Source organism: Pedobacter sp. NEAU-ZC8 (genome assembly GCF_059278965.1).
Map to the genome: position 1 here is coordinate 19266 of NZ_JCAJXC010000024.1, position 20000 is coordinate 39265.

Annotated in this window: 20 protein-coding genes and 1 tRNA gene; 15 read left to right on the plus strand and 6 right to left on the minus strand. The window is 45.6% G+C overall.

From position 1 onward, the window contains the following. The 9 genes from AC5WJX_RS16370 (at position 1) to AC5WJX_RS16410 (ending at position 10622) form a co-directional block, all read left to right on the plus strand. The gene (locus tag AC5WJX_RS16370) at positions 1–1587 is read left to right on the plus strand and encodes a RagB/SusD family nutrient uptake outer membrane protein (RefSeq protein WP_494485374.1); all 1587 of its coding nucleotides are present in this window, start codon (positions 1–3) and stop codon (positions 1585–1587) included. A gap of 52 nt (positions 1588–1639) precedes the next feature. Then, positions 1640–3946, plus strand: a complete 2307-nt coding sequence (locus tag AC5WJX_RS16375) for a family 20 glycosylhydrolase (protein ID WP_494485375.1) — start codon at positions 1640–1642, stop codon at positions 3944–3946. Between the two features lie 83 nt (positions 3947–4029). Continuing rightward, positions 4030–5232, plus strand: coding sequence for an L-fucose:H+ symporter permease (gene fucP, locus AC5WJX_RS16380; protein WP_494485376.1), 1203 nt, complete (start codon positions 4030–4032; stop codon positions 5230–5232). 1 nt (position 5233) lies between these two features. Beyond that, a complete protein-coding gene (locus tag AC5WJX_RS16385) occupies positions 5234–5563 on the plus strand; it encodes an L-rhamnose mutarotase (RefSeq protein ID WP_494485377.1) in 330 nt (109 codons plus the stop codon). 4 nt (positions 5564–5567) lie between these two features. After that, entirely contained in the window at positions 5568–7208 is a 1641-nt protein-coding gene (locus AC5WJX_RS16390) for a UxaA family hydrolase (RefSeq protein ID WP_494485378.1), read from the plus strand. Between the two features lie 62 nt (positions 7209–7270). Beyond that, a complete protein-coding gene (locus tag AC5WJX_RS16395) occupies positions 7271–8032 on the plus strand; it encodes an SDR family NAD(P)-dependent oxidoreductase (RefSeq protein ID WP_494485379.1) in 762 nt (253 codons plus the stop codon). Positions 8033–8106: 74 nt separating this feature from the next. Then, the gene (locus AC5WJX_RS16400) at positions 8107–8964 is read left to right on the plus strand and encodes a fumarylacetoacetate hydrolase family protein (RefSeq protein WP_494485380.1); all 858 of its coding nucleotides are present in this window, start codon (positions 8107–8109) and stop codon (positions 8962–8964) included. A gap of 6 nt (positions 8965–8970) precedes the next feature. Beyond that, positions 8971–9810: an amidohydrolase family protein gene (locus tag AC5WJX_RS16405; protein WP_494485381.1), complete on the plus strand. Its 840-nt coding sequence runs from the start codon at positions 8971–8973 to the stop codon at positions 9808–9810. Between the two features lie 23 nt (positions 9811–9833). After that, positions 9834–10622 carry an L-fucose dehydrogenase gene (locus tag AC5WJX_RS16410; RefSeq protein WP_494485382.1) on the plus strand — a complete coding sequence of 263 codons (789 nt, stop codon included), beginning with the start codon at positions 9834–9836 and terminating at the stop codon, positions 10620–10622. An 11-nt stretch (positions 10623–10633) separates the two neighbouring features. Here the strand turns inward: AC5WJX_RS16410 and AC5WJX_RS16415 are convergent, their stop codons facing one another. From AC5WJX_RS16415 to AC5WJX_RS16440, 6 genes are read right to left on the minus strand one after another with little or no spacing between them, the layout of a single operon-like run. Then, on the minus strand, positions 10634–11077 hold the full coding sequence (locus AC5WJX_RS16415) for a luciferase domain-containing protein (RefSeq protein ID WP_494485383.1): 444 nt from the start codon (positions 11075–11077) through the stop codon (positions 10634–10636). Then, positions 11064–11975 carry an SRPBCC family protein gene (locus AC5WJX_RS16420; protein ID WP_494485384.1) on the minus strand — a complete coding sequence of 304 codons (912 nt, stop codon included), beginning with the start codon at positions 11973–11975 and terminating at the stop codon, positions 11064–11066. Before AC5WJX_RS16420 ends, AC5WJX_RS16415 begins: the two co-directional genes overlap by 14 nt. 52 nt (positions 11976–12027) lie before the next feature. Then, entirely contained in the window at positions 12028–12432 is a 405-nt protein-coding gene (locus AC5WJX_RS16425) for a hypothetical protein (protein ID WP_494485385.1), read from the minus strand. Between the two features lie 33 nt (positions 12433–12465). Then, positions 12466–12999, minus strand: coding sequence for a GNAT family N-acetyltransferase (locus tag AC5WJX_RS16430; protein ID WP_494485386.1), 534 nt, complete (start codon positions 12997–12999; stop codon positions 12466–12468). Next, positions 13000–13212, minus strand: coding sequence for a hypothetical protein (locus AC5WJX_RS16435; protein ID WP_494485387.1), 213 nt, complete (start codon positions 13210–13212; stop codon positions 13000–13002). A 59-nt stretch (positions 13213–13271) separates the two neighbouring features. Then, positions 13272–14537 (minus strand): erythromycin esterase family protein, encoded by a 1266-nt coding sequence (locus tag AC5WJX_RS16440; RefSeq protein ID WP_494485388.1) that lies wholly within the window; start codon positions 14535–14537, stop codon positions 13272–13274. A gap of 341 nt (positions 14538–14878) precedes the next feature. On the opposite strand from AC5WJX_RS16440, the gene AC5WJX_RS16445 reads away from it, so the two are divergent. The 6 genes from AC5WJX_RS16445 (at position 14879) to AC5WJX_RS16470 (ending at position 19967) form a co-directional block, all read left to right on the plus strand. After that, the gene (locus tag AC5WJX_RS16445; RefSeq protein ID WP_494485389.1) at positions 14879–15724 is read left to right on the plus strand and encodes a hypothetical protein; all 846 of its coding nucleotides are present in this window, start codon (positions 14879–14881) and stop codon (positions 15722–15724) included. 77 nt (positions 15725–15801) lie between these two features. Further along, entirely contained in the window at positions 15802–16206 is a 405-nt protein-coding gene (locus AC5WJX_RS16450) for a hypothetical protein (protein WP_440427992.1), read from the plus strand. 270 nt (positions 16207–16476) lie between these two features. Next, positions 16477–17349: a succinate--CoA ligase subunit alpha gene (sucD, locus tag AC5WJX_RS16455; protein WP_494485390.1), complete on the plus strand. Its 873-nt coding sequence runs from the start codon at positions 16477–16479 to the stop codon at positions 17347–17349. A gap of 191 nt (positions 17350–17540) precedes the next feature. Next, positions 17541–18038 carry a methionine-R-sulfoxide reductase gene (locus AC5WJX_RS16460; RefSeq protein ID WP_494485391.1) on the plus strand — a complete coding sequence of 166 codons (498 nt, stop codon included), beginning with the start codon at positions 17541–17543 and terminating at the stop codon, positions 18036–18038. A gap of 191 nt (positions 18039–18229) precedes the next feature. Further along, positions 18230–18314 (plus strand) — tRNA-Ser (locus AC5WJX_RS16465). Positions 18315–18479: 165 nt separating this feature from the next. Then, a complete protein-coding gene (locus tag AC5WJX_RS16470) occupies positions 18480–19967 on the plus strand; it encodes an anti-phage protein (RefSeq protein ID WP_494485392.1) in 1488 nt (495 codons plus the stop codon). The last annotated feature ends 33 nt before the right edge of the window (positions 19968–20000 follow it).

The window sequence follows — 20000 nt, forward strand, 5'->3', positions numbered from 1 at the left end:
ATGAAAAACCTTAAATATCTTGTAACAGGCGCAGCTTTAGTCATCGGTTCTTTTTCCGCATGCAAGAAAGATGTCCTGGATAAACAACCGCTGGATGCTTCTTCAGGTGCCACCTACTGGAAAACAGAGGCAAATGCAGTGCAAGCGGTGAACAACATTTACCGCTATATGGGCGACTTCACAGACCGCATCTTCCTGTCCTGCGCTACAGACGACAGTTACTCCTGGAGCAACTGGCCATCCGATGTACAGTATGTTGGTAACGGAACGGCAACGGCCAGTACGGGAACGTTCAGTCACTACTGGAGCAACTTCTACAACATGATTGGCGCGGCGAATAACGTGCTCGACAACATCAACAAAGTGTCCGGTATGAACGAAACCATGCGGAACCGCCTGATTGGAGAATCCCGTTTCCTGAGGGCCTATGCTTATCAGCAGCTGATCGGCATGTATGGTGATGTGCCACTGGTAACCCATGTACAGGAAGTTAGTGAATTCAATGTGCCAAGAACCAAAAGCGCTGACGTAGCGACCTTCATCATTAAAGAACTGGATACCATCGCCAACTATCTGCCAAGAACCTATGAGAGTGCAGACCTTGGTCGTGTTACCCAGGGTGCTGCAAACGCGCTGAAAGCACGGGTGTACCTGTATCAGGGCGACTGGGCCAATGCCGCGACAGCTGCACAAGCGGTTATGACTGCGGGAACCTATAACATTGATAACGATTATCTGAGCCTGTTCAATGGTACCAACAAGAACAGTTCAGAGATCATCCTTTCCGGTCGCTATCTGGAAAATACCTATGCCAATGCAACAGCAACCTGGGTAGGCGGACCAACCTTGGGCGGCTGGGGTCAGGTAGTGCCACTGCAGTCGCTGGTGGATAGCTACGAAGCCATCGACGGCAGGACCATCGACAACTCACCATTGTATGATCCTGAAAAGCCCTTTGAAAACCGCGATCCCAGGCTTAAGCTGACCATTGTTGTTCCGGACATTGAAGTCAACGGGAAGGTAATTGATGTAACCAAAGCAGGCTCCATTGATGCCATCGGACAAAACAATGCTTCCTTCACTGGATATTACTACAAGAAATACATTCCAACGGTGATCGGTGGGAACTGGGAAACCAACTCTGCGAACGACATCGTGTTGATCCGCTACGCGGAGGTGCTTTTAACCTATGCGGAGGCAAAAGTTGAAGCCGGGCAGATCGACCAATCTGTTTATGATGCCATCAATCAGGTGAGATCAAGACCAGGGGTGAACATGCCTGCTGTTACCGCAAGCAATGCTTCCTCGCAAGCAGCGCTGCGCGAGATTATCCGAAGGGAAAGACATGTGGAGTTCCCACTGGAGGACACCAGGTTCTTCGATATCCGCAGGTGGAAGATTGCTGAACAGGTGATGAACGGTAATGCTTATGGCATACTGAACAACTTCAACGCATCAAGAGCAGACTTCGGACAGCATGTACTGGTAGAGAAACGTACATTCAACCCGGCCAAAGATTACTTATGGGCGCTCCCGCAAAATGAATTGGACCTTAACAAAAACCTGAGCCAGAATCCAGGATGGTAACTGAAATTCTTACCTTAAGCCATTCAATTATCTACACCACTTAATATAAAGAATGAATTATACCCCATTGAAGCGCATTACACTTCGATTTTTATTAGCCATAGCCCTGGCTGGCAGCACCATCACCAGCCCTTTACATGCTCAAGAACAAACACAAATAGCCCTAATCCCGTACCCTACAGCACTAAGCATGGGTACGGGTAATTTTACCCTGAGCCTTTCCAGCAGCATCCGTACAGAAGATAAGCGCTTTGCAAATGAAGCGGCACAGCTGAATGCACTTTTGGCGCAGTACCTGGGTAAAGCGCTTGGCAATTCCAAAACTGGCAAAAGCCTGTTCCGTTTACAGTTTGATCCGCAGATCAGCGCTCCTGAAGCGTACAAAGTGGAGGTTACCGCCAATGAAGTGCTGCTGAAAGCCAAGGAACCTGCGGGCATGTTCCGTGCGGTGCAAACCATCAGACAGCTGTTGCCGGCAAATGAAGGTAAAGCAGGATTCGCTAAAAGCCTGAACATCCCGGTCCTTAAAATTGCCGACCAGCCCGCCTATGACTGGCGCGGCATGCACCTGGATGTCTCCCGGCACTTCTTCTCCATGGATTACCTGCACAAGTTTATCGACCTGATGGCCTTATACAAATTCAACAAGTTCCATTTGCACCTGACCGACGACCAGGGCTGGCGCGTGGAGATCAAGAAGTATCCTAAACTCACCGAAGAAGGTGCATGGCGAAGCTTTAATAACCAGGACTCCCTGTGTATCGAACGCTCCAAAGAGAACCCCGACTTCGCTATTGATCCCAGGTTTATTGTTAACAGGAAGGGAAAGCAACAATACGGCGGTTTCTACACCCAAAAAGAATTGAAAGAACTGGTTGCCTATGCAGCAGCAAAACACATTACCATCATTCCCGAAGTCGATATGCCGGGCCACATGATGGCCGCCATCAACAGCTACCCCTTTCTGGTAGGTGCAGGGGAGAACAAGTGGAATGAAGTATTCACCACGCCGATCAGCCCTTGCTCTGACGATGTATTCCAATTCGCAGAGGACATCTTCTCCGAGATCATCGACATCTTTCCAAGCAAGTACATCCATGTTGGCGGCGACGAAGTGGATCGCAGCAGCTGGGAGAAATCACCTGTCTGCAAGGAATTCATGGCCAGACACGGACTGAAGACCTCCGCCGAACTGCAAAGCTATTTCATCAATCACATGGAGAAGTATTTCAACTCCAAAGGTCGCCAGCTGATCGGATGGGATGAGATCCTGGAAGACGGGATCAGCTCCACCGCCATGGTGATGTACTGGCGATCCTGGGTGCCAAATGCACCAGTGAAAGCAGCGAAGAATGGCAATAAGGTGATCATGTCGCCGGGCAACCCGCTGTACTTTGACGCCGATCCGGACCATACCTCCGTGTACAATGTGTACCACTTCAATCCAATACCTAAGGGTTTAACTGCTACGGAAGCAAAAGGCATCATCGGCGCACAGGCGAACACCTGGGCGGAAAAGATCCCCTCGGAAAACCGTGCGGAATACATGATCTACCCTCGAATGACCGCCCTGGCGGAGCGCTTGTGGACGAACAAGGAACTCTACAAAAGCTACCAGGAACGTTTAACGCAACACTTCCCGCGACTGGAAGCCCTAAAGGTGAATTACCGTTTACCAGATATTGAAGGTTTGGTGGAGAAGAATGTCTTCACAGACGTAACCACTTTGAACCCCAGGAAATCAATGCCAACACTCACGCTGCGGTACACCACAGATGGAAGCCAGCCAACAGAAAAGTCCACTGAACTGAACAAGCCACTGGTCATCAGGGATAACCTGAAGGTTCAACTCGCAGCCTTCAGCAAAACCGGTATCCGCGGGGACATCTACAAACTGGAATACAGTAAACAGCCTTTGGCAGCAGCAGCCCAGGTTGGGAGTGTTAAACCTGGCTTGCAATGCGCGTACTACCCCGGAGCCTATAAAAGTGCAAGGCTGATGAAGGGGCAACCGGCAGCGACCTACACCGTAACCAAAGTTGAAGTGCCGAAGGAAGCCACTGCAGACTCGTTCGGTGTAAAGTTTAGCGGTTACCTGAACATTCCGCAAGACGGGGTTTATAGTTTTTACTTAACTTGTGATGACGGTGGTATCCTGAAAGTCGGGCCGCTGGAAACGGTTAACAACGACGGCTGGCACCCACCGATGGAGAAAAGCGGACAGGCAGCTTTGAAGAAAGGCTTGCAACCTATAGCCCTCGACTTTGTGGAAGGTGGCGGCGGTTACACGCTGAAGCTGAAATACAGCCTGAATGGCTCGGCACCAGTTGACCTGCCTTCCGAATGGATGATGCATTAAGAACTACTAAACAATGCAATAATCATTAAATTGAAAGCATGAAATAGCACACAGAAAAAACAAAACCAACCAAATATAAACCGATGACTAAAACCAAATACCTGTTGCCCCTGGTGATGATCACCTCTTTGTTTTTTCTGTGGGGCTTTGCTTATGGACTGCTGGATGTGTTAAATAAACATTTCCAGGAAACCTTAAACATCACTAAAAGTCGATCTACCTTATTACAGGCCGCGTATTTTGGCGCATACTTCATCGTTGCGCTACCTGCAGGCCTGTTCATGAACCGCTACGGATACAAGCGGGGCATTATCCTTGGGCTCCTGCTGTATGCCTTTGGCGCCTTCGTGTTCTACCCGGCATCTGAAGCATCCAGCTTTAACCTTTTCCTGCTGGCCCTGTTTATCCTGGCCTCCGGACTGGCATGTCTGGAAACCGCGGCAAACCCCTATGTCACCGTCCTCGGCGATCCGGAAACCGCAACCACCAGGCTCAACCTTTCGCAATGTTTCAATGGGGTAGGCTCTTTCCTCGGTCCTGTAATTGCCTCTTATCTTTTCTTCGGCGAAAGCACAGCAACGGATGGCAATAACCTGGATTCGGTGAAGATGATCTATGTGATCATCGGCATCCTGGTGCTGGTTGTTGCGGGGATTTTCATGCGCACCACTTTGCCGGAGATCAAGGAAACCGAGATCGTCAGTTCGACGGAGTTGAACGAAAGACCCTTGTTCAGCCACAGTAACTTCACCTTCGGACTAGTGACCCAGTTCTTTTATGTGGCCGCACAGGTAGGCATCGCCGCCTTGTTCATTAATTACTGCACCGAAAGCGGCGTGGATATCAACAATGCAGCGGCAGCTAAATTCCTGTCCATCGGACTCATACTATTCACTGTCGGCAGGTTCGTCGGCACCAGCCTCATGCGGGTCATTCCTGCGAGCAGATTGCTTGCGATCTACGCACTGATCAACGTGGTCCTTAATGTCGTCGTGATCAGTCAGCAGCATTGGTTTTCGGTTTACGCGCTACTGGGCCTGTTCTTTTTCATGTCCATCATGTTCCCGACCATCTTCGCTTTAAGCATCAAAGATCTGGGGAAACACACCAAAAAAGCATCATCCTTCCTGATCATGTCCATCGTTGGTGGCGCCATTGTGCCCGTGCTTATGGGCCTGCTTGCCGATCAGTATTCAACCGCTATAGCCTACATCATTCCATTATTCTGCTTTTTGATCGTGTTCTTTTACGGATTGAAGGGCTATAAAGTAAAACCTGTCGTTTAATATGAATAAATACTGTTTCGCGTTGGATCTTAAGGACGATCCGGCATTGATCAAAGCCTATGAAGAATACCACCGCCAGATCTGGCCGGAGATCGTCGCCAGCATTAAGGATGCCGGCATTACCAAACTGGAGATCTACCGCTATGCCAACCGGCTGATGATGCTTATGGAAGTGGATGACAGCTACAGTCCGGAGCGCAAAGCAGCGATGGATGCAGCAAACGAGAAGGTGCAGGACTGGGAAAAGCTGATGTGGAACTACCAGCAGGCTTTACCAGGGGTGAAACCTGGAGAAAAATGGATGCTGATGAACAAGATATTTGAATTGTAAAGCTATGAATTACCTTAAAATAGATCCTAAAGACAATGTGCTTGTTGCCTTGTCGGATTTAGCCGAAGGCACAACACTCGAGTTTGAGGGCCAGGTGCTGGTAGTACAGGAAGATGTACCGGCCAAACACAAGATCTTTATGCAGGATATGCTGCCCGGCGATGAAGTGATCATGTACGGCGTACTCGTCGGTAAAGCCATTTGTTTTATTCCAAAAGGGGGATTGATGAGCACGGAGAACACCAGGCATGCCTCGCAGGATTATGCTTACCGGGAGGTAGATTACCAGTGGCAGACGCCGGATGTTTCCGCCTTTCAACACCGTACCTTCAACGGTTATGCCCGTAATGATGGACGTGTAGGGACCGCCAATTACTGGCTGTTCATCCCAACCGTTTTCTGTGAGAACCGGAACCTGGATGTGATCAAAGAATCGCTCCATAATACTCTAGGATACACCGTTACCGACAAATACCGTTCCTTCAGCAAGCAACTGCTGGAAGCGTATGAAGCAGGAACACCCTTGGATGATCGTCTGCTGGACCTGCAAGCCCTGGCACATCCTTCCAAAAACAGGGTCTTCAAAAACGTTGATGGCATCAAGTTCCTGAATCATCAGGGCGGCTGTGGTGGCACGCGGCAAGATGCGGAGCTGCTGAGCAATCTACTGGCTGCCTATGCGGATCATCCCAATGTGGGCGGTATTACCGTGCTGAGCCTCGGTTGTCAGCACCTGCAAACCTCCGATTTCCTGGCGGACCTGAAGCGCCGCAATCCCAACTTCAATAAGCCAGTGCTGATCTTTGAACAGCAGCAGAGCAAAAGTGAAGAGCGACTGATCAAGGAAGCGATTCTACACACGTTCAAAGGCCTGCAGGAGATCAATCAGCAGGAGCGCCAACCTGCGCCACTAAGCGCCTTATGTGTCGGCGTGAAATGTGGCGGCAGTGATGGGTTCAGCGGGATCTCTGCAAACCCTGCCGTTGGCTATGCGGCTGATATGCTGGTCGCCCTAGGCGCTAAAGTGCTGCTGGCGGAATTCCCGGAGTTGTGTGGTGCAGAGCAGAACCTGATCGACCGTTGTGTAGATGAAGCCACCGCAAACAAGTTCATCCGCCTGATGCGGGAATATGATGCCCAGGCCCATGCCGTAGGCTCGGGTTTTTACATGAATCCCTCACCTGGGAACATCAAGGATGGCCTGATCACGGATGCCATTAAAAGTACCGGTGCGGCAAAAAAGGGTGGCACTTCACCAGTAGTGGATGTGCTCGATTATACCGAACCTGCAAAACTGCCCGGACTCAGCCTGGTTTGTACGCCCGGCAATGATGTGGAGGCTACAACGGGGAAAGCTGCCAGTGGTGCAACGCTGATCCTGTTCACCACAGGACTGGGTACCCCAACCGGAAATCCCGTTTGCCCGGTGATCAAGGTGGCGACGAACACGGCACTTACAGACCGGATGGGCGATATCATTGATATTGATACCGGTCCGGTTATCCGTGCAGAAAAGACCATCCAACAAATGGGCGAAGAGATCCTGGAATATTGCATTAAAGCAGCAAGCGGCGAGATCATTCCTAAGGCGGTACTGCTGAACCAGGATGATTTCATCCCCTGGAAAAGAGGCGTCTCCTTATAGATAAAAACGACATTAAAACTTATTCACTTTGAAGAAGGCTATCAAAATACAAATCAAACAACATGTATAGTTTAGAAGGAAAATCGGCCGTAATTACCGGCGGCGGAAGTGGCATTGGAAAAGCCATTGCGACCCTATTTGCGAAGCAAGGTGCAACCGTGCATATCATCGAATTAAATGAAGATGCTGCCGGAACGACCATCGCGGAGATCGGCGAAGCGGGTGTTGCTGTAGGACACAGCTGCAATGTTGCGGTGCAAGAACAGGTACTGGAGGTATTCAACAAGATCGCTGAGATTGATATCCTGGTGAACAATGCCGGTATCGCTCATGTGGGTACTGCAGAATCCACCACAGAAGAAGATTTTACGAAGGTATTTGACGTGAATGTGCGGGGGGCTTACAACTGCCTGCATGCGGCAATCCCTTTGATGAAGCAAAAGGGTAAAGGCGTGATCCTGAACATCGCCTCTATTGCGGCCCTGGTGGGGATCACAGACCGCTTTGCGTATTCCATGAGCAAAGGTGCGATCTATGCCATGACACTCTCCGTGGCCCGCGACTACCTTGCACACAACATCCGTTGCAACAGCATCTCCCCGGCAAGGGTACACACGCCATTTGTGGATGGCTTCATTGCGAAGAACTATCCTGGAAAGGAAAGCGAAGTATTTGAAAAACTATCCAAAAGCCAGCCGATCGGCCGCATGGGAGAGCCTGCCGAAGTGGCGAACCTGGCACTTTTCCTTTGTGCAGACGAAGCAAGTTTCATTACCGGCAACGACTATCCACTGGATGGCGGCTTTGTAAAACTGAACAACTAAATATCAACCTAAAACAGAAAACCCAAATGCTGCTGGCAAGATATGCCTATGGCAGCATTTAAAGCATAAATACTATGAAATTAATCAGATGGGGCGCTGAAGGCAGCGAGAAAATAGGTGTAATCATCGGCGAGAACTGGTACGATACCTCAGCCATGGGCCTGGACTACAATGAAGCATTTTTTGCGAATGACGGGCTGGAGCAATTGGCGCAATTCCTTAAAGACAATGAAGGTAAGCTGGAGCAGATCAGCAAGGACGAGCGACTGGGTTCACCAATTGCCAGACCTTCGAAAATCGTATGTATCGGACTGAACTATGTGGATCATGCACGGGAAACCAATGCAAATATCCCTGCAGAGCCGATCATCTTCATGAAGTCAACCACCGCTATAGTCGGTCCGAATGACGACATCATCATTCCAAAAAACTCCCTAAAGACAGACTGGGAAGTAGAACTAGCCGTTGTGATCGGTAAAAAAGCATCGTATGTCGAAGAATCCGAAGCGCTGGACTATGTAGCCGGGTATGCACTGCACAACGATGTTTCCGAACGGGAGTTCCAGATTGAAAGAGGTGGTACCTGGGATAAAGGCAAGGGCTGCGATACCTTTGCCCCGATTGGACCCTTCCTGGCTACCCCGGACGAAGTCGGTGACGTGGATAACCTGCGCCTATGGCTTAAGGTAAACGGCGAAACCATGCAGGACGGGAACACCAGCGACTTCATTTTCAACGTACCGAATGTGGTATCTTATGTGAGCCAGTTCATGACCCTGCTTCCCGGTGATGTAATTTCTACAGGTACACCGGCTGGTGTGGGGCTGGGTTTCAAACCACCAATCTACCTGAAGCCTGGCGATGTCGTGGAACTTGGTATCGATAATTTGGGTGTTTCTAAGCAACACGTGAAAGCATATACTAAAGCATAAAAATTGATGTTGAAGATTGATGCACATCAGCATTTCTGGCAATACAATCCGGTAAGGGACGCCTGGATCAATAACGACATGGCGATCCTGCAGGAAGACTTTTTGCCGGAACACCTGCAGCCGATACTGGAGCATTACGATTTCCAGGGAACGGTGGTGGTGCAATCGGATCAGAGTCCTGAGGAAAACCGCTTCCAGCTGGAGAATGCAGAAAAGCATCCTTTCATCAAGGCGGTGGTCGGCTGGGTGGATATGCAGGCGCCTGATCTGGAAGCGCAGCTGCGCGCTTATCAGCAATACCCCAAGTTGAAAGGCTTCCGGTCCATGCTGCAGAGCGATCCAGACCGCTCGCTGATGCTGCGGCCGGATTTCCAGGCGGGCATTGCGAAGTTACAAGCTTACGGATACACCTTTGATCTGCTGGTCTTACCCGATCAGCTGAAATATGCCGAAGCGCTGGTCGCCGCCTTTCCCGGGCAGCGTTTTGTACTAAACCACCTCGGCAAGCCGAACATCCGGCTGCGGCAGTTTGAAGATTGGGTGGGAGACATCAAGGCGCTCGCCGCCCATGAAAACGTCTACTGCAAGGTATCTGGAATGGTTACCGAAGCCGATCTGACCCACTGGAAATTTGAAGACCTCAAACCTTACATTGACAGCATCTTCCACTGCTTCGGCATTGAGCGGGTCATGTATGGCTCTGACTGGCCGGTGTGCCGCCTTGCCGCAACTTTTGGCGAGGTAATGGAGATACTGGAAAACTATACAGCAAACTTTACAGCAGCGGAGCGTGAGCTTTTCTGGGCAAAGAATGCCATCCGCTTCTACAACATCAACATGCGTTAAACCAATAATAGCATCAAGAAAATATGGAACTGAACCTGAAAGATAAAGTCGTAATCGTAACCGGCGGTGCAAAGGGCATTGGCGCAGGCATTGTAAAAGCACTGGCTGCAGAAGGTGCTATCCCGGTGATCGTGGGCAGAAAAGCTGCTGACAATCTTGTACTGCTGGACGAGCTGCAAAAGGCGGGCTACAATGCCATGCAAGTGGAAGCTGAGCTGAGCGATCCTGCACAGTGTTCCAGTGCCATACAGCAGGTGCTGGAGCGTTTTGAAAGGATTGATGGCCTGATCAACAATGCCGGTGCAAATGATGGGGTAGGGCTGGAGCATGGCAGCTATCAGGGCTTTGTAGACAGCCTACATAAAAATGTGATTCACTATTACCTGATGGCACAAGAGGCATTGCCAGCTTTGAAAGCATCCAAAGGCGCCATTGTGAACATCAGTTCAAAGGTGGCAGATACCGGACAGGGCGGTACTTCGGCCTATGCTGCGGCAAATGGTGCCAGGAATGCACTGACACGCGAATGGGCGGTAGAGCTATTGCCCTACGGTATCCGCGTGAATGCGGTGATCGTAGCGGAGTGTTTTACACCATTGTACCAGACCTGGATCAATACCCTGCCGAACCCCGAGGAGAAACTGCAATCCATAACCAGCAAGATTCCCTTAGGGCATCGCATGACCACAGCTGAAGAGATTGCGAATACGGCAATATTCCTGTTGTCAGATAGATCCAGCCATACCACCGGCCAACTGATCTATGTGGATGGGGGCTATGTGCACCTGGACCGGTCGATAAGTAATTCGTAAAGGCTGGGCCACTAACTGCTGACTGTTCGATTTTTCAAAGCATAACCCAACTGTAGCAATTTGATTGCGTAGGCTTCATCATCGTGGGAACGCATATAGAAACTGATCCAACCGGACTTCTTGAATAGGTGATGATCATTCACTCTACCCTCCACGCTCAACATCTCCTTCACCTGTCTATTCAACGCTACATCTAGTAAGCCATTGCTATGCAGATGTCCAACCTCCCGGTCACCAACGTTAAACTGCAATCCACCATATTTATGTATGCTTACGCTGGTGTTATCCCAGCTCAGGAATTCATCTTCCAAATGATCAAAATAGTCCAATAGGTCCGCATGACGGCAGTAGGTCCACAACCTTAGGTAGCCATCAAAAATGTGCGGCAATCCCGGAACGTGTTTTAGGAATCCTAGGTTCTGCACAACGAATTCAAATACGTTATTTGCTTTCACTAAGAAGTTTGATATGCTGCATTACACGCAAATGAACATTCCGGGTGATGCGCTCTGCCCATAGATCATAATACCAGATTGGAAATACATAGAGCCTGTACCAGCTGTTACCAACGAGCGTAGTCGTTCCGTCACCATTATCTTGTAAGAGAAACTGGCCACGTAGAATATCGATATGTCCCATAATTTCCGGATCTTTTGGCTGTTTGATGATGTCAAAGGTTAATTCTTTTGCTGGTTTGTAGGTTACCATGATCTCGTCAAATACGTAGCCGTTGCTGAAGATACATTTGCGTCCTGCACCTTCATAGTGTCCATCAACAGTTGCGGCGACTGGGCTAGGCATCCCAGCTTTAAATAGCCAGAAGTTTTCCTCTTGCTCTATTTTGTTGAAAGCCACGACATGTTCCCATACCTTTTCAGGCGGCGCATTAACAATAATAACATCCGATACCAGACTTTCATAATGGTGTTCAGATACCGAGTCTACAATGAAAAGTACCACCAAAAGTGAGACGACACTCACATTCAGGTGTTTTCGACGACGTTTAAACATTGCTTTACCTGTGAATAAGCCCGTTAGGATAAAGCCGAAGATTAATGGGGATACAATTAGCAGGCATATCATTCCCTCACCAAGGAAAATAACACTTAAAAGTATCGCAAGAAGCCCGTTCAATATGGCACGGGAAACCAGCGTTTTAGTTTTGTAATCATGATCTTTCCAGTACCAGGCACAGATCATTCCCATTAAAACAGGTACGATAACAAATTCGGCATAGATCAAGACACCTGGACTGGAATTAAATAGCCTCGCAATCCCGATGCTACCAAAAGCAAATAAATTAGAAAAAACATAACCTTTTGCTGAGTCTGTAAAGTAGCTTTTTAAGCCCATATGAAATTTTGATGTTTAGTAATATATTTCAGGTTAGCGGGAGCTATTCTGTTCAATTCTTTATTGGCTGCTGGATCCCCACCTTAAAAAATCCATACATGACTACAACAGTTAGTAATGCACCGGCAGAGCCATAATAGGCATCTATAATGTCTGGTGTATTAAGAATACTAATCAGAACTTCGACAATGAAGTTCATTAACACTGCAATGATTCCAAGCCAGATTACCAACTTAAATGCTGCACCTTGCAGCGTCATAATAAAGGCGAGTAGCGCGACCATCAATGAAGTAATTGCGAAGTTCGAGAGGTGATTAGATATTTCCGCGAAGACGATGTTTTGAGACTTACGATTCTTTGCAAGCACTAATCCCAAGTCAAAAAAGATAATGCAATAGAAGATGATAATCCCGCGAATGGTTGGAGCAAAGTTAAATAGCTGTTTTTTTGATTGCATGAATTTAGTGTTGATGGCTTACCGAGGCTGAAATTATTTAAGCAAAGTTGCATTTTGCAGTGTATACCAGGCATGCGGATCTCCGTCGTATTCAAAGGAATTCACGAAACTAAAACCGCTGCTTTCCAATACCTTCCTTGATGCTCTATGTTCCAGATCTGCAATCGCATAAATGACTGGTAGCTGAAGTTCCTCGAAAGCATATTTGATCACGCCTTTTGTTGATTCCTTGGCATAGCCCTTTCCCCAGTAGCGTCTGATGAAGCGGTAGCCCAGATCATGGAAGTTCTGAAAACCGTTCATGCTCTCGGTGATAAACTTTAGTCCTCCCCAGCCTATGAATTGATCTGTCTCCTTCTCGATGATTGCCAGTCGGGCGACACCGAAATCCAGGTACTGCTGCCTGATATCATGGATGTGTTGAATCGATTCTTCAAAGGTCTTCACTGGACTGCGGCCTAGAAAGCGATGAACCTCCGGATCGCTGTCCATCTCAAACATGCCAGGGGCATCTCCAGGTAAGATTTCCCGCAGGTACAGTCGTTCTGTTTCAATAATTGCATGCATTTACTGGTGATTAAGATCGGTGCTACTTGGGTTAAATTCAAACCTGCCATTCAGGACCGGCGTTTTGGTGACGCTGTTGTAAAACGAAACCAGATATGCAAATTTAGCCTCCGGATTATCACTGACCGTACCGGAGATCCTATAGGTTTTTTCCTGTGCTGTAAGCGACATGGCACAGCAGCAGAGTATCAATACCAGCAAGTTTTTTTTCATGAACATGGAGCGTTTAAGAAGGTTAATTGCCTCTCAAGATAAGGTTTTTTGCCAAAAAATTAATCGAGGGTCAACGCGGAAGACTTACGAAAGAAAATTAAGCCATCATAGCTCTTTCTCAAGTTGACCTTGATATCAATCGGTGTTAGTAATGTTGCTCCGATGGAGCGTATGTACAAGTCTTGATTGAAAAAATTCTTAAAGTTTCCTGACTTACTTGCTTCCTGTACGTTAAAAAAGAAATTTTCATATTTAGCCTTTGAAAACAGATACTCCAATGAATTAACATTTGAAAGCGGGGGCAGCTCTATTTCGGTTAAGCGCCTCATTTTATCCTCGGCATCATAAAGCCGGGCGGAACCCTCGCCGGCAAGCAAAGCCAATGCGTAATATTTATCCCCAAATTTCTTCTCTAACCAGTTACCCATCGCATTGTATTTACTTAGCAATCCTTTAGAAATATGTCCGTTATGTGCCCATACTACTACTTTTTGATGGTCTTGCGTCTGATCTGCAATCCATGCTATATTGTCAGCCATGAATTTATCGCGATAATACCTAGTTAAATACATGCTCTTGTTTCTCATTTTGATGCTTTGACTTAGTAAGGCATTGTATTGCGTGTAAATTGATGCGCTATCCCGATCTTTAAGATTTTTAATCCCAGTTGCAAGTGTCTTCCTGACCAAAGTAAGATCGCTCAGAAGTTCTTTAGGAACTGCGGCAGAAAAGTCTGTTTCGAATAGTTTTGCAAATTCTTTAAGCGACTTTTTCTCCGCCTCATTTAACATTGACATCAACTTGGGGGTATGTAGAATCTTATTGGAAACCATTGCAGGATATTGCACATCCATACCTTCGAAGTGTACTTTTTCGAGCGCTGGCTTATCTTTATTATAATCCTTAATCCAGATGATCATTTTCATTAATTCGTTGGATATTAAACTGGGAAACATTCCGGATGCATTTAAAATTTCTTTAAGGTTGCTTTGATCTTTGGGGTCTATTACATAGTGATTAATCCGGTCTAATCCGGCCATTTCATATTCGATTGTAATGCGCTTCAAATTATGATTTAAGATGAGGTACCTGATCATTCTATCTCTGAAAAGCACATGTTCCCGGGTACCATGAGTTGCTTCACCAAGAGCGATCACTTTTTTAGCATGGAGAAGTTGACCCACAAATTCCAGATCCTGAAAATCGTCAGTAGTGCTAGCATAATTGATCTTTTGAATGTTAGCATTCAATACGGGAACGTAGTCAGTAAGATCTTGTGCCGATGCATTGACAATAGTTAAAAGCACTATTAGTAGGAAGGTCATCTGTTTCATATGAACGAGTGGTGCGCATCACCGTTTTTTGTTTTAGAAGCTCAATATAAAAATAAAAGACAAGGATGGTCAGGATTATACGTTGAACCGCCCTCAACCCGGCCTCTAACCGGGGTCGAAACGCCCTTGACCCAGCCAATACCGGATTAAGGGCGGATCGAGGACGTTTGGATGCCTTTTCAAGGGGAAATCTGATGGGCTATTAACGATGGGCTTGCTGAATGATGCTCGGGGATAAGCCTGCCGAACTGCTTGACCCTGATGATTTAACATATCTTTTAACATTTATTCCGCCTAACACAATAAACTAAAAGTTTATCTTCGCATAAATAATGGAAAGCATGGCCAGCCATAAAGTCGCGTTACTGGTTCACAGTTGCGACAGATACGAATTGCTGTTTAAGGGATTTGACTACTTCTTCCGGTCGAACTGGGATTTCAACATCCCCCTGCATTATTATTTCGCTACAGAGGAGGTCGAGGTTGATCTTCCTGGTTTTACAAACATCCGATCCGGGAAAGGGGAGTGGAGCGATAGGCTTCGCTTATTGCTGGAGCAGATCGAAGAAGAATACATCCTTTATTTTCAGGAAGACATGTGGTTGAATAAACCCGTGGATCCGGAATTCATCAATGCGCTGATCTGCAAAGCCACGTCAAACAAATGGATGCAGGTAAAGCTGAACTCCTCGGAGGTCTTCCGTACCCAGCCCAGCGGTTTGTCGATCAACGGCTTCGAAGTGAGCAGGGTAAATAATAAAACCAGTGGCTTTTTGATGTCGCACCAGGTGACACTTTGGAACAAGCAGTTTCTGATGGATCAGCTGAAACCGGGAGAACATCCCTGGCGCAATGAACGTAAGGGCACCAAAAGGATGCGGAAACTGGATAAGGAAATTTTCCATCTGGATTATTTTGCGGAAAACGGTCAGCCGGAAATCAACAACAATATGCCAGGCGTTAAACGCAGTGCGTACCAGAGTATCTCTATGAATGCCTGCCTGAACCATAATGCATTGCCCTTTATTGAGCAACTGGAAAAAGATCCCGCATATGCCGGCTATGCAGCAAAACTGCGTTACAACTTCGAACATAAGATTACGCACGATGGCAAGCCTAAACCCTTAAAGAAAGACATCTTTAAGCGGCTGAAAGACTGGCTAAAAGCCGTGGGTTAAGAATCAAATAATTTTCTTGCAATTCAGAATTATTATGTAGTTTGGAATAAATAAACCAAACCAAATACAATCTGATTATGAAAAAACTTGCTACACTTATTGTTGGAGTATTCGCTCTGATGATCATTTCTGTTGCTGCCAAGGCACAGTCGAACACCGATTTTTTTGTTGGCAAATGGGACATCCTGGTAAAGGGTACGCCGCAGGGCGATGTGAACATGAAAGTGAGCTTCGAAAAGAAGGATGGGAAGCTTGTTGGCACCATGGTAAATCCGGATACTCAAAAAGAAGAACCGTTTAATAAGTTGGATACCACGGAAAAGGGGATTATTGTCTATTTTTCGGCTCAAGGCTATGATGTGGATATGAGCCTGGAGAAACAAGATGATGACCATGTAATAGGATCCGTAATGAGTATGCTTGAAGTAACCGGGGTAAGGGTGAAAAAAGAGGTAACAACATTAACCGTTGTAGCAGAGTAAGTTAGCTGCTAAGGGGGAGCTATTTTCAAATTTTTTTAGAAAACATTTGTGGTTAAATAACTTTTTTCTACATTTGTATCGAGAGCGTTAATTTAACGGGGGCAGGTTTTCGGACTTGTCCCCGTTTCTTTTTTCAATCTGTTTTCAAATGCCTTTCCGGGGCATTTATCTCATTTCAATTCCATATTGCAGGCATTTCAATTATTGTATGGATTGCATTTGACATTCCATCTCAATTAACTTAGATTTGCCAATAAAAAAATTAGATACATGAGTGTTTTAGTAAATAAGGATTCAAAAGTTATAGTTCAGGGTTTTACCGGAAATGAAGGTACTTATCATGCTTCTCAGATGATAGAATACGGAACTAACGTTGTTGGCGGGGTAACTCCTGGTAAAGGCGGACAAACTCACTTAGACAGGCCAGTTTTTAACACGGTTAAAGATGCTGTTGATCAGGCTGGTGCTAATGTATCAATCATTTTTGTACCTCCTGCTTTTGCGGCTGATGCAATTATGGAAGCTGCAGAGGCTGGTATTAAAGTTATCGTTTGTATTACTGAAGGTATCCCAACAAAGGATATGATTCAGGTAAAAGAATATATCTCTGGCAGGGATTGCCGTTTGATCGGTCCAAACTGTCCAGGTATCATTACTGCTGATGAAGCTAAAATTGGTATCATGCCAGGTTTTATCTTCAAAAGAGGTACTGTAGGTGTGGTTTCTAAATCAGGAACTTTAACTTACGAAGCAGTTGATCAGGTTGTTAAAGCTGGTTTAGGTATCACAACCGCTATCGGTATTGGTGGTGACCCGATCATCGGAACAACAACTAAAGAAGCTGTTGAATTATTAATGAACGACCCTGAAACTGAAGGTATCATCATGATTGGTGAGATCGGTGGTGGAATGGAAGCTGAAGCAGCGCGTTGGATCAAAGAAAACGGTACTAAACCGGTAGTTGGTTTCATCGCTGGTCAAACTGCTCCTGCAGGTCGTAGAATGGGTCATGCTGGTGCCATTGTAGGTGGTGCAGATGATACTGCTGCTGCTAAAATGAAGATCATGGCAGAATGTGGTATCCGCGTAGTGGAAAGCCCTGCTGAGATCGGTGCTGCAATGGCAGAAGCTTTGAAAAAGTAATTAAGAACTTCTTGCATAATACGAACGAGATTTGCTTCTGCAGGTCTCGTTTTTTGTTTTTTAAGGTTTTGTGGCCGGACAATATATCACGTGTCTCTTTGACTTCTTTGCTCGCTTAAAGGCTTGCTTTGTTGACATTAAGATTACAGCGGCCGAAATCCATGGCACGTTTTTGCTTCGTATATTTATATATGAAATCTACCTTGAAGAAATTAATGTTTACACTTGCAGGTTTCCTGCTGATGAGCAGCATCACCGCTTGCGCACAGAAGCAACCGAAAGCTGCAACTGTACCCACAACAACTACGAAAAAAGATATGAGTAACTGGAATAAATTAACCAAAGAAGAGGAAGCAGTAATCGTGCACAAAGGCACGGAGTATCCAGGCACTGGAGAACTGCTGAACAATAAAGAAAAGGGTACGTATACCTGCAAAAGGTGTAATGCGCCATTGTACCGCTCTGAAACGAAGTTCGAGTCGTATTGCGGCTGGCCAAGTTTTGATGACGAAATAGAAGGCGCAGTGAAGCGGATTCCGGATGCGGATGGTTCAAGAACGGAGATTGTGTGTGCCGCCTGTGGCGGTCACCTGGGTCACGTGTTCCTTGGTGAAGGTTTTACTTTGAAGAACACCAGGCATTGCGTGAATTCTGTATCGATGAACTTCGTGCCGGATACGAAAGGGTAGGTTTTTTAAACCTCTGAGGAGGTTTGGAAAGCATAAATGGACAAGAGAACTGAAAATCTCCTTTCTGTTTATGCTTTTTTTGTTGTTAGAAGTGGTTGATTTTCTTTCAGATGCGTTTTTTAGTGGATTTTTAATGGTTGGATTTGTAGTAGCAGGTTTGTAGGTTCGGTTTGGAATTGTACTTTTGCGGCGGAGAGTTGGCAGAGTGGTCGATTGCGGCAGTCTTGAAAACTGTTGAGTGTAATAGCTCCGGGGGTTCGAATCCCTCACTCTCCGCATTACCCTATTAGGAAACCGCTTAAGTATAACACTTAAGCGGTTTTTTTTATTAAAACCCTTTTTATTTGTGCTACATAGCTGAATAGGCTTTGAAGATCAAATCTTTGTTTTATTATTGTACTTGATAGTTAAAATATCATCCAACAACCCAGGTATAAAAAGATGAGCAAAAGTTACAAGGAGTTCTATAAATCATTCGGCCTCGAAAAATTTCCCTTTGACACGTTTACAACCGAGATGGAATTTGAAATTGCCAAAGACATTTTCATTTCTCAAGGAGAATACGATCCGATTATTGACGCTTTCAAAGCTGGTAGGAATATTATACTTCGAGGAGAGCGCGGCGTCGGAAAGACTGCAATCTTAGAAGATTTCAAAAGGTATGCAAAAACCAATAAGATCATAACTATCGTTCATGACTATTCTACTTTGAAGTCCAATCCAACTTCTACAGATGTATATAGAGTTTTAATAAATAATTTTTTAATTGACTTATTAACAAAGTTAGGATCAAATTCTTTAAAGCTGCTTAAGCTTTCTAAGGAAGAAAGGGTGTTAATGTCATATTTACTTTCCGAATATCTTCCATCTTACTCTCAAAACACTTTGAAGGAACGAGTCTCAAAAATTCAGGTACCTGTATGGTCAAGAATTGGCGCTAAAATTTACAATATCTTTCGTAGGCCATTAAACTTAGCAGGAACTGTAGGCAAAAATCTTGTTTACGAATATCTTCTCAAACATTACTCTTTTCTTCCGGTGGTACATGATCCAAAAGAGGTTCAAGAATTTTTTCCAGAACTGAAATTCGGAGTGGAGTTTGATTTTTCTCATCAAGAGGTCTCATATAATTTATTAAAAAAAATTGGAGAGCTATCGGGAAAGTTAGGCTTTGCTAAACCTATAATTTTATTAGACCGCTTAGATGAAGATGCAAGATTTCAAAATGATGCAGACGCTATATCAGAGTTCATCAAGCCTTTCTTGACTGATACAAACTTGTTAAGCATTGAAGAAATTCAAATTGTATTTTTTATCTGGTCAACGCCATTAAGATTTATTGAGGAATCCGTTCGGACACAAAAGTACTACTGTCCCTCTCTTCAATGGTCTAAATCCGATTTAGAAAAGCTGGTTAATAAGCGATTGGCATTCTATTCAAAATCTCAAATTATTGACTACCGTATTCTTTTCCGAAACGTAGACGAACAGATGATTTCTGAAATATTCACGCTTTCCAACTCCAACCCTAGAGATTTGATTCACATATTCAAGAAGATATTTGAAGAGCAATATTCATTAGATGCAACAGAAAAAATATCCGCTGAAGCTATTGAACGGGCCCTTCCGAAGTTTGTGACTGATTTTAACTATTATGAATATTATCCAAAAAGATCTAATTCTCGAGCAAATTCAATGGATATTTACTCTTATGCCGCTCACCTCTTAAAATTAGATTCACCTGAATTTTCAAAAAATCAACTGAATGAGAAAGCCGGAACAGGTAGTTCTACAAATAATTATGTAGTTAGCATGGAAAGAATAGGATTAATTGAGAATGTGAGGCAGGAACGGGGGAATGCAGTCTTCAAAATCAAAGACCAGAAGATTGTGTATGCTCTTAAAAAGAATTTAGAGTTGAAGAAGTGATAGGATTATTTTTCTTGACTCTTTACACGATAT

Coding starts and splice junctions, on each gene's coding strand:
- AC5WJX_RS16410 (WP_494485382.1), top strand. CDS start 9,834: ATGGAACTGAACCTGAAAGATAAAGTCGTAATCGTAACCGGCGGTGCA.
- AC5WJX_RS16370 (WP_494485374.1), top strand. CDS start 1: ATGAAAAACCTTAAATATCTTGTAACAGGCGCAGCTTTAGTCATCGGT.
- AC5WJX_RS16450 (WP_440427992.1), top strand. CDS start 15,802: ATGAAAAAACTTGCTACACTTATTGTTGGAGTATTCGCTCTGATGATC.
- sucD (WP_494485390.1), top strand. CDS start 16,477: ATGAGTGTTTTAGTAAATAAGGATTCAAAAGTTATAGTTCAGGGTTTT.
- AC5WJX_RS16440 (WP_494485388.1), bottom strand. CDS start 14,537: ATGACCTTCCTACTAATAGTGCTTTTAACTATTGTCAATGCATCGGCA.
- AC5WJX_RS16445 (WP_494485389.1), top strand. CDS start 14,879: ATGGAAAGCATGGCCAGCCATAAAGTCGCGTTACTGGTTCACAGTTGC.
- fucP (WP_494485376.1), top strand. CDS start 4,030: ATGACTAAAACCAAATACCTGTTGCCCCTGGTGATGATCACCTCTTTG.
- AC5WJX_RS16395 (WP_494485379.1), top strand. CDS start 7,271: ATGTATAGTTTAGAAGGAAAATCGGCCGTAATTACCGGCGGCGGAAGT.
- AC5WJX_RS16425 (WP_494485385.1), bottom strand. CDS start 12,432: ATGCAATCAAAAAAACAGCTATTTAACTTTGCTCCAACCATTCGCGGG.
- AC5WJX_RS16420 (WP_494485384.1), bottom strand. CDS start 11,975: ATGGGCTTAAAAAGCTACTTTACAGACTCAGCAAAAGGTTATGTTTTT.
- AC5WJX_RS16390 (WP_494485378.1), top strand. CDS start 5,568: ATGAATTACCTTAAAATAGATCCTAAAGACAATGTGCTTGTTGCCTTG.
- AC5WJX_RS16375 (WP_494485375.1), top strand. CDS start 1,640: ATGAATTATACCCCATTGAAGCGCATTACACTTCGATTTTTATTAGCC.
- AC5WJX_RS16470 (WP_494485392.1), top strand. CDS start 18,480: ATGAGCAAAAGTTACAAGGAGTTCTATAAATCATTCGGCCTCGAAAAA.
- AC5WJX_RS16400 (WP_494485380.1), top strand. CDS start 8,107: ATGAAATTAATCAGATGGGGCGCTGAAGGCAGCGAGAAAATAGGTGTA.
- AC5WJX_RS16385 (WP_494485377.1), top strand. CDS start 5,234: ATGAATAAATACTGTTTCGCGTTGGATCTTAAGGACGATCCGGCATTG.
- AC5WJX_RS16435 (WP_494485387.1), bottom strand. CDS start 13,212: ATGAAAAAAAACTTGCTGGTATTGATACTCTGCTGCTGTGCCATGTCG.
- AC5WJX_RS16405 (WP_494485381.1), top strand. CDS start 8,971: ATGTTGAAGATTGATGCACATCAGCATTTCTGGCAATACAATCCGGTA.
- AC5WJX_RS16430 (WP_494485386.1), bottom strand. CDS start 12,999: ATGCATGCAATTATTGAAACAGAACGACTGTACCTGCGGGAAATCTTA.
- AC5WJX_RS16460 (WP_494485391.1), top strand. CDS start 17,541: ATGAAATCTACCTTGAAGAAATTAATGTTTACACTTGCAGGTTTCCTG.